The sequence below is a fragment of the Pseudomonas sp. S09G 359 genome (assembly GCF_002843605.1).
Taxonomy (GTDB): Bacteria; Pseudomonadota; Gammaproteobacteria; order Pseudomonadales; family Pseudomonadaceae; genus Aquipseudomonas.
Window position 1 is genome coordinate 255,674 of the sequence record NZ_CP025263.1, and the last position, 11,993, is coordinate 267,666.

Annotated in this window: 13 protein-coding genes; 11 read left to right on the top strand and 2 right to left on the bottom strand. The window is 61.4% G+C overall.

Annotated features, from left to right (window positions below; translation table 11 throughout):
• Window positions 1–69: 69 nt before the first annotated feature.
• Window positions 70–1,239, bottom strand: a complete 1,170-nt coding sequence (locus tag CXQ82_RS01140) for a CynX/NimT family MFS transporter (RefSeq protein WP_101265380.1) — start codon at window positions 1,237–1,239, stop codon at window positions 70–72.
• Window positions 1,240–1,347: 108 nt separating this feature from the next.
• Between CXQ82_RS01140 and CXQ82_RS01145 the strand changes: the two genes are divergently transcribed.
• The 11 genes from CXQ82_RS01145 (at window position 1,348) to CXQ82_RS01195 (ending at window position 10,678) form a co-directional block, all read left to right on the top strand.
• The gene (locus tag CXQ82_RS01145; RefSeq protein ID WP_101273704.1) at window positions 1,348–2,199 is read left to right on the top strand and encodes a LysR family transcriptional regulator; all 852 of its coding nucleotides are present in this window, start codon (window positions 1,348–1,350) and stop codon (window positions 2,197–2,199) included.
• A 240-nt stretch (window positions 2,200–2,439) separates the two neighbouring features.
• Window positions 2,440–3,258, top strand: coding sequence for an energy transducer TonB (locus tag CXQ82_RS01150; protein WP_101265382.1), 819 nt, complete (start codon window positions 2,440–2,442; stop codon window positions 3,256–3,258).
• A 54-nt stretch (window positions 3,259–3,312) separates the two neighbouring features.
• On the top strand, window positions 3,313–4,032 hold the full coding sequence (locus CXQ82_RS01155) for a MotA/TolQ/ExbB proton channel family protein (protein WP_371917334.1): 720 nt from the start codon (window positions 3,313–3,315) through the stop codon (window positions 4,030–4,032).
• A gap of 1 nt (window position 4,033) precedes the next feature.
• Entirely contained in the window at window positions 4,034–4,435 is a 402-nt protein-coding gene (locus CXQ82_RS01160; protein WP_010565408.1) for a biopolymer transporter ExbD, read from the top strand.
• 327 nt (window positions 4,436–4,762) lie between these two features.
• A complete protein-coding gene (locus CXQ82_RS01165; protein WP_101265384.1) occupies window positions 4,763–5,344 on the top strand; it encodes an alpha/beta hydrolase in 582 nt (193 codons plus the stop codon).
• Between the two features lie 49 nt (window positions 5,345–5,393).
• Window positions 5,394–6,311 carry a sigma 54-interacting transcriptional regulator gene (locus CXQ82_RS01170; RefSeq protein ID WP_101265386.1) on the top strand — a complete coding sequence of 306 codons (918 nt, stop codon included), beginning with the start codon at window positions 5,394–5,396 and terminating at the stop codon, window positions 6,309–6,311.
• Window positions 6,312–6,459: 148 nt separating this feature from the next.
• Window positions 6,460–7,242, top strand: a complete 783-nt coding sequence (locus tag CXQ82_RS01175; RefSeq protein ID WP_101265388.1) for a MetQ/NlpA family ABC transporter substrate-binding protein — start codon at window positions 6,460–6,462, stop codon at window positions 7,240–7,242.
• A 512-nt stretch (window positions 7,243–7,754) separates the two neighbouring features.
• A complete protein-coding gene (locus tag CXQ82_RS01180; RefSeq protein ID WP_003187615.1) occupies window positions 7,755–8,420 on the top strand; it encodes an amino acid ABC transporter permease in 666 nt (221 codons plus the stop codon).
• Window positions 8,401–9,060 carry an amino acid ABC transporter permease gene (locus CXQ82_RS01185; RefSeq protein ID WP_101265390.1) on the top strand — a complete coding sequence of 220 codons (660 nt, stop codon included), beginning with the start codon at window positions 8,401–8,403 and terminating at the stop codon, window positions 9,058–9,060. The genes CXQ82_RS01180 and CXQ82_RS01185 overlap by 20 nt, the downstream gene beginning before the upstream one ends.
• Window positions 9,057–9,833 carry an amino acid ABC transporter ATP-binding protein gene (locus tag CXQ82_RS01190; RefSeq protein ID WP_101265392.1) on the top strand — a complete coding sequence of 259 codons (777 nt, stop codon included), beginning with the start codon at window positions 9,057–9,059 and terminating at the stop codon, window positions 9,831–9,833. The genes CXQ82_RS01185 and CXQ82_RS01190 overlap by 4 nt, the downstream gene beginning before the upstream one ends.
• The gene (locus CXQ82_RS01195) at window positions 9,830–10,678 is read left to right on the top strand and encodes a transporter substrate-binding domain-containing protein (protein WP_101265394.1); all 849 of its coding nucleotides are present in this window, start codon (window positions 9,830–9,832) and stop codon (window positions 10,676–10,678) included. Before CXQ82_RS01190 ends, CXQ82_RS01195 begins: the two co-directional genes overlap by 4 nt.
• A 135-nt stretch (window positions 10,679–10,813) precedes the next feature.
• Here the strand turns inward: CXQ82_RS01195 and CXQ82_RS01200 are convergent, their stop codons facing one another.
• Window positions 10,814–11,977 carry an AAA family ATPase gene (locus tag CXQ82_RS01200; RefSeq protein WP_101265396.1) on the bottom strand — a complete coding sequence of 388 codons (1,164 nt, stop codon included), beginning with the start codon at window positions 11,975–11,977 and terminating at the stop codon, window positions 10,814–10,816.
• Window positions 11,978–11,993: the final 16 nt, after the last annotated feature.

Consider the following 11,993-nt stretch of genomic DNA (forward strand, 5'->3'; position numbering starts at 1 on the left):
GGGATTTTAAGGGGGCTTCTTATTCCGTCAACGTAGCTTGATTGTTTTATCTAGACCTTAAATGCATATCTATAGAGCGGGTACTGTGCGGTAGGTCGCCGGGCTGAACACGCGGGTCACCACCAGCATGGCCACCACCGTCACCGTCAGCACCACCCAGGCGCTCACAAAACTGCCGGTCAACTCACGCAGCCAGCCGGTCATCCATGGTGAAATTGCATTGATCAAGAAACCCACGCCCTGCACAAAAGCCGCCAGTTGTCCGGCTTGGCGAGGGTCGCGATGGTGGTCGAGGGTCAGCAGCAGGCTCAGGGCAAAACACGCGCCCAGGCCGAAGCCGCACAAGGCCACCCATACGTGGGGCAATGCCTGCGGGGCGAGGATCAGGCCCAGGTAACCCACGGTCTGCGCCAGCAGGCTGATGCCCAGTAGGGGGCGGCGGTCGATCCCGCGTTGCGCCAGCACCGGCATCAACAGTGCGGCGATCACCTGGAAGATAGTCATGAACGCCAGCAACGAACCGCTGGGCAGCACGCCCCAACCCAGTTGCTGATAGTAGGCCGGCAGCCACGCCACCATGCTCATATAGCCGCAGTTCACCAGGCCAAAATACAGCGCCAGCAGCCACGCCCGGCGGTTGCGCAGGCCCTGGAACGCGGGCGTCACCTGTGGATTCTTCGCCGCGCCCAACGGCAGCCAGGCCCACAGCAGCAAGGCCCCCAGCGCCGGCAGCAACCACACGCCGAGCCCGGCCTGCCATTGCTGGAAATGCGTGGCCACCACCGGGCTGAGCAGCGCCGCCAGCCCGCCACCGGCCATCAGCGAGGCTGAGTACACGCCCATCGCCACCGGCACGCGGTGATGAAACTCGCGCTTGATCATCGCCGGCACCAGCGCCTGGATCAGCGCCACCCCCGCGCCGCCAAGCAACGCCGTGACCAGCAGCGCCGACGCCTGGCCCATCAGCCAACGCGCCAGGCACGCCAGCAGGATCAGCATCAGGCCCAACGCAATGCCGCGCCGCTCACCCAGGCGCGCCTCCACGCGCACGCCCACCAGCGCCACCAGGCCCATGCACACCACCGGCAAACTGGTGAGCAGGGCGCTGCTCTGGAAACTCAGGCCGGTGGCCATGCGGATCTCGCCGAGCAATGGGCTGATGGAACTGAGGATCGGCCGCAGGTTGAGCCCGAGCACAACCAACAGGCCCCAGCCGGCGAGGGATTTATTCAGGGTCATGCAGCGCCCTTGCGATAGATAAATGAGGCGTGAGTATGGGCAGTGGCAAAGGTATTCTGAAATTAAATATAACCATGCCAACCAGTGGCTAATGGAATGATGACCGCCATGTTCGATCCCGTGTTATTGCGCAGCTTTGTCGCCGTGGTCGATTGCGGCAATTTCACCCGTGCCGCCGAGCGCCTGCACCTGACCCAATCCACCGTGAGCCAGCAGATCCGCCGCCTGGAAGACGCTACCGCGTGCCAGTTGCTCGACCGTGACCAACGCCACGTGGTTGCCACCGCCGAGGGTGAGCGCTTGCTGGCCTATGCGCGACGCATCCTCGCGTTGCACGAAGAAGCCGCCGATGTACTGATCAACCAGCAAAGCGACGGCGTGTTGCGCCTGGGCGTGCCGGAAGACTTTGCCGCCGAGCGCCTGATGCCGTTGTTGTCGGCGTTTGTGCAGGCGTTCCCACGGGTGCGCCTGGAAGTCACCAGTGGCCTCGGCCCGGAGTTGCAGCGCCAGTACCGCGGCGGTGAATTCGATGTGTTGCTGGTCAAGCAGATGGGCGACAGCGCTGACTGCCTGGCCTCCTGGCCGGAGCCGCTGTGCTGGGTCGACAGCCGCAGCACGCCGTGCCTGGGGCGCGACCCGTTGCCGTTGGTGGCTTTCCCGGTGGGCGGCCTGTACCGCAATGAGATGCTCCAGCACCTGGAAGTGGCCGGCTGGCGCTGGCGTATCGGCTATTCCAGCGCGAGCCTTGCCAGCGTGTGCTCGGCGGTGGCCGCCGGGTTGGGCATCAGCCTGTTGCCGCGCCGCGTGGTGCAAACGGGGCATGTGGTATTGGGCGCCGACAGCGGTTTGCCGGCGGTGCAGGGCGTGCGGCTGGCGCTCTACGGCCGCAGTGGCTTGGGGGCGGCGGGGCAGAGCTTGCAGCGCCAATTGCTCGATTTATGCGCAAACAGCCCCGGCTGAGCCATGCCTTTCCTGAATATTTTTTATGCCTGAAAAGCATCGAAAAACAACGCCCCGGCTCCAGCCCTTGCTGGCCGGGGCTTTCGCGTTTCGGAATGTTTCGTTTATTCGTTTTAGGTCTATGTATAACTTTAAAGATTACTTTAAGAGATAAGCGTCTGGCCCCGATGATTCAGCCCTCGACGGCCTTCCACGCAGGCCTGTCGGTTTTTTTGTTTCAAAACCGTAGGGAGTGAATCAATGGGCAATGTCCAGACCGCCGCCAGTGCACACGAGGCGCAATGGCGCCAGGCACCGAGTGGTGAGTTGGTCGACCTTGGCCGGCCGCATCGCGCGCCGTTGGGGCAGTTGCGTACGCAGAAGACTCCGAAGCGCTTCTCCAGCCGCCGCGAAGGGATCCTGCTCGGCCTGCTGGTGCTGGCCCTGCACGGTGCGGTGATTTATTGGGTGAGCCAGAAGCCCACCCCGGTGCTGCCGATTGTGCCGCCGGAAATCCCGCCGATGACCATCGAATTTTCCCAGCCGGCGCCGCCAGTGGTGGAACCGCCACCGCCTGCGCCGCCACCACCGCCGCCGCCTGTGGTCGAGCCACCGCCACCGGTAGTGGATGAGTTGGCCGCCAAGCCGGCGCCAAAAAAGATTCCACCGCCCAAGCCCGTTCCCAAACCGGTGCCTAAGCCCGTCGCCAAGCCGGTCGAGCAACCTCCGGCGCCCCCTGTACCGGCGCCACCCGCCCCGGCTCCGGTGGCACCGCCAGCGCCGCCCGCGCCGGCCCCGGTAACACCAGCGTCGGCCAACGCCGCGTACCTGAAGAACCCGGCGCCGGAATACCCGTCACTGGCTCAGCGTCGCGGTTGGGAAGGCACGGTGCTGCTGCGGGTGCATGTGCTGGCCAGCGGCAAGCCGGGCGAGATCCAGATCCAGAAAAGCAGCGGTCGCCAGCAACTCGACGACGCCGCACTGGCCGCCGTGAAGCGTTGGAGCTTTGTGCCGGCCAAGCAGGGCGATGTAGCCCAGGACGGCTGGGTCAGCGTACCGATCGATTTCAAGATTCACTAACTATTGCGCTGCGGTGTGCTGCGCACGCCGCAACTTGTTCAGAGGGAAAACATCATGGCATTAGCATCTCCACTTGAATCCATCGAAAGCGCGGTGATCTGGCTGCTGGTGGTCTTTTCGGTCGCCACCTGGGGCCTGGCTCTGCTCAAGGGCGTGCAGTTCGGTCGCCTCAAGGCACAGGATCGCAAGTTCCATAAACAGTTCTGGGCGGCGTCGAGTCTCGACTCTGCCGCTGAACTGGCTGAAACCCAGCCGGGCGCTGCGGCCCGCGTGGCCCAGGCCGGTTATGCCGCAATCCAGGTAGGTGAGGCGCCGCACGCTGCCGACCTGAGCCAGGCCATCAACCACCAGGATCGTCTCGAACGCGCCCTGCGCCAGCAGATCGTGCGTGAGCGCCGCTCTCTGGAAACCGGGCTGGCCGTGGTCGCCAGTATCGGCAGCACCTCACCGTTTATCGGCCTGTTCGGTACGGTGTGGGGGATCATGGAAGCCCTCAAGGGCATCAGCGCCGCCGGTTCCGCCAGCCTGGAAACCGTGGCCGGCCCCATCGGTGCGGCGCTGGTCGCGACCGGCGTGGGGATCGCCGTCGCGGTGCCTGCGGTGCTGGTCTACAACTATTTCCTGCGTCGCCTGAAGCTTACGGCTGCCGACCTGGATGACTTTGCCCACGACTTCTACAGCCTGGCGCAGAAGAATTCGTTCCGCGTGCTGCTGCATCCGGCCCTGACCAAAACCAGCGCCGGCAACCCGCAAAAAGTGAAGGAGGCGTCCTGAGATGGCCTTCTCCACGCAAGACAGTGACGAGGTGCTGAGCGAGATCAACGTCACGCCGTTGGTGGACGTGATGCTGGTACTGCTGGTGGTGTTTATCGTCACCGCGCCGCTGCTGACCAACGCGATCCCGATCAACCTGCCCAAGACCGAGGCCGTGGCCCCGGTGGAGCAGAAAGACCCGCTGGTGGTGAGCATCGACGGCGCCGGCAAACTGTTTATCAACAAGGACGAAATCCAGCCGGACCTGCTGGAATTCAACCTGCAGGCGGCGAAGGCCAAGGACCCCGATGTGCGGGTGCAACTGCAGGCTGACGATGGAGTGAACTACGGCGAAGTGGCGCGAGCCATGGCGTCTATCGAACGCGCCGGGATTACCAAGCTGTCGGTGATTACCGCACGTTAGTTTCAAACGTCTCGACAATTTTTGGCCGTCTCCTTGGCAGGGTGCGGCCTTTTTTTTGCGTGGGATTCAGGCCGTTTCGAAAATCCTGATATGGAATCGAATCAGTGTGGGAGGGGGCTTGCCCCCGATAGCAGTCTGTCAGTCAACACACCTGTGGCTGACCCACCGCCATCGGGGGCAAGTTGAATCGTCGCACCGCCCCTCCCACATTTTGATCTTTGGGTTTTGAATTTTTGGTTATTAATAAATAGCTTCTTATTCCTTAACGAATATAACCCTCGTCCCTATACTGGTCAGCAACGTTAAACGCTGCAGGAGGGCACACCCATGCACAGCGAGTCGATTCGTTACCTGATCGTGCCGGGCTGGCAAGGATCGCCAGAAGATCATTGGCAAAGTCACTGGCAGAACAGCCTGCCCAACAGCGCACGCGTGGAGCAGGCCGACTGGCTTACGCCGCGCCGCGAAGACTGGGTAGCCGCACTGGCCGAGGCCATTGCCGCCGACAGTACCCCGGTGATCCTGATCGCCCATAGCCTGGGCTGCATCACCGTAGCCCATTGGGCGGCCAGCGCACCGCTGCAATTTTTGCGGCAGGTGCGTGGTGCCTTGCTGGTGGCCCCGGCCGATGTCGAACGCCCCGCCTGTGCCCCCGCCTTGCGTAATTTCGCACCAATCCCAACCGACCTGTTGCCGTTTCCGAGCCAGGTGGTGAGTTCCGACAACGACAGTGCCGTCAGCGCCCCTCGGGCCCTGGAGCTGGCGCGCAATTGGGGTGCCGAGGCCGGAATTTTGTCCGGTGCCGGCCATATCAATGTGAAGTCCGGCCACCAGCGCTGGGAACAGGGGTTCGCTTACCTCTATCGCCTGCAAAGCCGCCTTGAGCACCACGCCCGGCGCACTGCCTGACCTTTTTTCAACGCCCCGTCCCTGAGTGGATTTGGGGCGGGAGCCTGCCATGAGTCATGAAACCTTCGGCCAGCCATTGCTGACCTTCCCCGACGCCGAAAAAAGCCCGCTGAGCATCCGTGCCAAGGCCCTGGTGTTTGTCGACCCGCGTTCGCGCCAGTTGCGCGAAGACCTGGAAAACCTCGCCCCACGTGCCTTGCCCGTGTTGATTCGCGGCGAAACCGGCAGCGGTAAAGAGTTGCTGGCGCGGCATATCCACCGGGGCAGCGACCGCACCGGTTTGTTTGTCTCGGTCAATTGCGGCGCCATCAGCCCCACTTACGCCGATGCCGAATTGTTCGGCTATGCCGCCGGAGCCCACAGTGGCGCGGCCAGCAGCCGCGCCGGGTGGTTTGGTTCGGCGAATGGCGGCACCTTGTACCTGGATGAAATCGGCGACTTGCCGCTGCCGATCCAGGTCAAGTTGCTGGCCGCCCTGGAAAACCACGAGGTCACCCGCGTCGGCGCCCATCAACCGAGCCCGGTGGACGTGCGTCTGGTGGCCGCCACCAGCATCGACCTGGCCCAGGCGGTGGCGGCGGGCAAGTTTCATGAGCGGCTGTTCCATTACCTGAGTGAAGGCCAGCTGGACCTGCCGGCGCTGCGCGAGCGGGTCGGCGATATCCTGTCCCTGGCCGAATACTTTCTGGGCATCTACAGCCAGCGCCTGGACCTGCCGGTGCCGCTGATCAGTGACGCCGCCCAGCGTGTGCTGGAGCACCACAGTTGGCCGGGCAATACCCGCGAGCTGGAAAACGTTATTCACTTTGCCTTGCTGGTCAGCAGCGGCGACGAGATTCTGCCGGAACATCTGAATTTGCCAGTAGTCTGCTCGCCGCTGGAGCAGGTTCAGCGGATCTTCGCCACGGCCAGCGCCGCCGAGCAGGAAGCCCTGCGCAGCTTTCTACGTGACCAAGCCGCTGTATGAGCAAAATGGAATATCAACGTGAATAAAAGATATTGTTCGGGAATAAAAAAACTAGGTATTGTCCATTCCACGCCGCGATAGCACTTCGCTGGCACACCATATAAAAACGGTCGTCAGAGACGCCCCGGAATTTCGATAAGGACACTGCATGAAAAAGGTTCTGTTGTTTACCGCACTGGCGGCTGCCCTGACTGCAAGCCTGGCCCAGGCCAATGAGAAACTGGTGGTTGCTGCCACCCCGGTCCCGCACGCGGAGATCCTCGAACTGGTCAAGCCAGTGCTGGCCAAAGAAGGCGTGGACCTGGAAATCAAAGTCTTCACCGACTACGTACAGCCAAACGTGCAAGTCGCCGAGAAGCGCCTGGACGCCAACTACTTCCAGACCCTGCCGTACCTGGAAAACTTCAACAAGGGTAAAGGCACCAACCTGGTCACCGTTGTCGGTGTACACGTTGAACCCTTCGGCGGTTACTCGAGCAAAATCAAGAAGATCGAAGACCTGAAAGATGGCGCCACCGTGGCCATCCCGAACGAAGGCTCCAACAGCGGCCGCGCCCTGTTGCTGCTGCAGAAGAACGGTCTGATCACCCTGAAAGACCCGACCAATGCCCTGGCCACGCCAAAAGACATCAAGGACAACCCCAAGCACCTGAAATTCAAGGAGCTGGAATCGGCCCTGCTGCCACGCGTGCTTAAAGAAGTCGACCTGGACCTGATCAACACCAACTACGCGCTGGAAGCGGGTCTGAACCCAGCCAAAGACGCATTGATCATCGAAAGCTCCGACTCGCCATACGTGAACTTCCTGGTGGCTCGCCCGGACAACAAGGACAGCGACGCTATCCAAAAACTGTCCAAGGCCCTGACCAGCCCGGAAGTCAAAGCTTTCATCGAGAAGAAGTACAACGGCGCTGTACTGCCTGCGTTCTGATGTAACTCAAAACCCCCTTCAAGGTTTGAACGCCGATGGCTACTACAGCGTCGGCGTTTTTTTATGCCCGAAATTTGCAATGCTTTAGAAATGTGGGAGGGGGCTTGCCCCCGATAGCAGTGGATCAGCAAAAGATGTGCTGACTGAACCACAGCAATCGGGGGCAAGTCGAATCGTCGCACCGCCCCTCCCACATTTGATCTTCATCTCACCGTGGGTCTTCAGCGGCTATTGATCGCCCGGCGCAATGCCACCAGCCACTTCACCAGCTCCTGCGGATCGATTGGTGTTGTTGTGTTCATGATTCAATCCCTCGAATTACAGACCCCTCAACCATAGCCGCCACCGGCCAAACCCGCGAATCCGGGGGTTAGCTTTTTGGGTGATATCAATATTCTATTTGGGTATTTAAATTTTGCTTTTTATACCTTTAAAGTTCGCGCTACCCGACGTTACCCACGCCGGATTGGACTGCGCCCGCTGCATTACCCTTGCGGCGTCATGGACTCAAGATGACCTTCGATTTCGCATTTATCCTCAGCACCCTGCCGGCGTTTCTCAAAGCCGTGGGGGTGACGCTGCAAGTGGGCCTGATCGCCATCGCCACCTCCCTGCTGGTGGCGCTGATCAACGCCGCGTTGCTGGTGTTTCGCACGCCCTACCTGTCGCGCCTGGTGGCGCTGTATGTGGAGCTGGCGCGGAACACGCCGCTGCTGATCCAACTGTTTTTCGTGTACTTCGCACTGCCGGCCCTGGGCTTCAATATCTCCGGGTTCTGGGCCGCGATCATTACCATGACCTTCCTCGGCGGTGCCTACCTCACCGAAGTGCTGCGCGCCGGTGTGGAAGCGGTGCCGCTGGCGCAGATCGAATCCGGCAAGTCCATCGGCCTGTCCGACTGGCAACTGCTGCGCCATGTGATCCTGCCCCAGGCCGGCATCCTCAGCCTGCCGGCACTGTTCGCCAATTTCATCTTCCTGCTCAAGGAGACCACCGTGGTCTCCGCCGTGGCGGTGCCGGAGATTCTCTACACCACCAAGAGCTACATCGCCCTCTACTACAAGACTTACGAAATGCTCGCCGTGCTGACGTTGATTTGCGTGCTGCTGTTCTTGCCGCTGTCGCTGCTGCTCAGCCGCCTGGAAAGGAGGCTCCAGCATGGCCAGTTCGGGTCTTGAGTTGCTATGGGTGTCGTTGCCGCAACTGGGCAAGGGCGCTGCGCAAACGCTGTCGATTTCTTTCTTGAGCATCGCCTTCAGCACGGTCGGCGGCGTGCTGTATGGCGTGCTGCGCACCTTGAACAACCGGCTGATCAACGCGGTGCTGCGGGTTTACCTGGAGCTGTTTCGCGCGATCCCGGTACTGGTGTGGTTGTACCTGCTGTTTTTTGGCCTGCCGATTTTCTTCGGCTTGAGCATTCCGAGCTTCTGGTGTGCGGTGCTGGTGCTGTCGTTGTGGGGCGCCAGTGAAGTCGGTGAAGTGGTGCGTGGCGCGCTGCATTCGCTGCCGCGTGGCCAGCGTGAAGCGGGCTTGTCGATTGGCCTCTCGGACCCGCAGTTGTACGGCTACGTGCTGCTGCCGCAAGCCCTCAAACGCATGACGCCGCCGACCATCAACGTCTACACGCGCATCATCAAGACCAGCTCCCTGGCGGTGCTGATCGGCGTAGTGGATGTGATCAAGGTTGGCCAGCAAATCATCGAGCGCACTTATGAGTCGGTGTTGATCTACGGCGCGCTGTTCCTGTTTTTCTTCTTTATCTGCTACCCGTTGTCGGCCGCCTCCAAGGTGCTGGAACGGCGCTGGGCCCAAGCATGAGTGCATTGATCGAGTTCCAGGGTTTCAACAAATTCTTCGGCGAGCAGCAGGTGCTCAACGGCATCGACCTGAGCGTGCAAAGCGGCGAAGTGGTGGTGATCCTCGGCCCCAGCGGCTGCGGCAAAAGCACCTTGCTCCGCTGCCTCAACGGCCTGGAAGTGGCCCACAGCGGCAGCTTGCGCTTTGCCGGCAACGAGCTGTTGGAGAAAAAGACCGACTGGCGCCAAGTGCGTCAGGACATCGGCATGGTGTTCCAGAGCTACCACCTGTTCCCGCACATGAGCGTGCTCGACAACATCCTGCTCGGTCCGCTCAAAGTGCAAAAACGCGAGCCCCGTGAAGCCCGCGCCCAGGCGGAAAAACTGCTCGAACGCGTGGGGCTGGCCGACAAGCGCGACGCCTTCCCGCGCCAGCTCTCCGGCGGCCAACAGCAGCGCATCGCCATTGTCCGTTCGCTGTGCATGAACCCCCAGGTCATGCTGTTTGATGAGGTCACCGCCGCCCTCGACCCGGAGATGGTCAAGGAAGTGCTGGAAGTGATCCAGGGCCTGGCCCGCGACGGCATGACCCTGCTGATCGTCACCCACGAAATGGCCTTCGCCCGCGCTGTCGCCGACCGCGTGGTGTTTATGGAGGCCGGTCGTATCCTCGAACACAACACCCCCGAGGCATTCTTTACGAACCCGCAGACCGCACGCGCGCAGCAGTTCCTGGAGAAGTTCTCCTTTGTTTCAACACTGCCCAAGAAAACCAAGGAACTGGAGCTGATATGAAAAAGTTACTGCTGCCACTGCTGGCTGTCGCCTTACTGGCCGGCTGCGATAAAAAGGCCGAAGAGCCGGTAAAGCCTGCCGCCGTTAGCTACATCGACAAAATCAAGGCGCGCGACAAGCTTATCGTCGGCGTATTCACCGACAAACCGCCGTTCGGCTTTGTCAACGAAGCCGGGCGCTACGTGGGTTTTGATACCGACATCGGCCGCCGATTCGCCAAGGACCTGCTGGGCGATGAAAACAAAGTCGAATTCGTTGCCGTGGAGCCGGCCAGCCGCATTCCATTCCTGCAAAGCGACAAGGTTGACCTGATTCTCGCCAACATGACCGTGACCCCAGAGCGCAAGGAAGCGGTGGACTTCACCAACCCCAACCTGAAAGTCGCGGTGCAGGCCCTGGTGCCGAACGACAGCGCGGTGAAAAGCCTGGATGACCTGGCTACTCGCACCACAATCGTCACCACCGGCACGACCGCCGATATCTGGCTGACCAAAAACCACCCGGACTGGAAACTGCTCAAGTTCGAGAAAAACTCCGAGTCGCTGCAAGCCCTGTCGGCCGGACGTGGCGATGCCTACGCCCAGGACAACCTGGTGCTGTTCAGCTGGGCCAAGCAGAACCCGGGCTACCGCGTGCTGGAACAGAAACTCGGCGACGAAGCCCCGATTGCCCCGGCGGTGAAGAAGGGCAACACCGAACTGCGTGACTGGGTGAATGCCGAGTTGGCCAAGTTGGGTGAGGAGAAGTTTTTGCTCAAGCTGTACGACCAGTATGTGCGTAAAGAGTTGAGCGATGACACCAAGCCTGAGAGTGTGATTGTGGAAGGCGGCAAGTGGCAGGGGTGATTCTTCATTGATTGTACTGGCCCCATCGGGGGCAAGCCCCCTCCCACATTTGACCGTATTCACACATCAGAATCTGTGAACACTAATCCAGTGTGGGAGGGGGCTTGCCCCCGATGAGGCCGGTACAGTCACCGCCTACTCCGGCCAATACCAAGCCGGCGCATCCAAAATCCCCTGCCCCACTATTTGCGTCTCCCCCAACACCTTCTCCAACACAATCGAATTACACCCCTCATCCTGCTGCAACGCCGCAATCAACCGACTGGCATGCGACACCACCCATACCTGGCATTGCTGCGACGCCTGAATGATCAAGCGCGCCAACGCCGGCAACAGGTCCGGGTGCAGGCTGGTTTCCGGTTCGTTCAGCACCATCATGGTTGGCGGGCGCGGCGTCAGCAGCGCGGCGGTCAGTAGCAAATACCGCAAGGTGCCGTCCGACAGCTCCGCCGCCGACAGCGGCCGCAGCAAACCTTCCTGATAAAACTCAATCGCAAAACGCCCGCCCTGCAACGGCGCGATCTCCAACCGTGCGCCAGGGAATGCATCGCTCACGGCGTTCTGCAATGCCTCGGCGTCGCCAACTTCCCGAATCGTTTGCAGTGCCGCCGCCAGATCCCGGCCATCGTGATGCAACACCGGTGTGCGGGTGCCCAGTTGTGGCTGTCGGACGGGAGCGTCCACATCGCTGCGAAAGTGGTCATAAAAGCGCCAGCCCCGAATGCTTTCGCGCAGCAGCAACACCTCCGGCGAGCCGCGCAGGCTCCCAACCTGATCGAACAGGCTGTGATAATTCGGCGTGTGCTGGGCCAGCACATCCCAGGCGCGCCCCTCGCGCGCCCGCACCATCGGCCCGGAGCGATGCACCAACAGGCTGGCCGGGCGGTAGAGCGGGCCGGCCCAGATGCATTCCTTTTTTATTTCCGGGTCGAGTACGAATTCGCTCCCGGGCACCGGTATGGGCAGCCCGAAGGAAATCGCATAGCTGAAGTCCTCCCCGGCAAAGCCCAGGCGCAAGCGTTTGGAGCCCTGTGGCACGGCGGCCTCCACCGGCACCTCGCCGTTGCGCATACGCCGGCTGAGCGTTTCCGGGCCGGCCCAGAACGTTGAATCCAACCCGCCTTCACGGGCCACCGCATTGATCACCCCGCCCTGAGCGGTTTCGGCCAGCAGGCGCAGGGCGCGGTACAGGTTGGACTTGCCGCTGCCATTGGGCCCGGTCACCAGGTTCAACCGGTCCAGCGGTACCACCAATTTATTGATCGAGCGGTAATTGGCCACCGCGAGGGTCTTGAGCATGGGCATTCAATCGGCT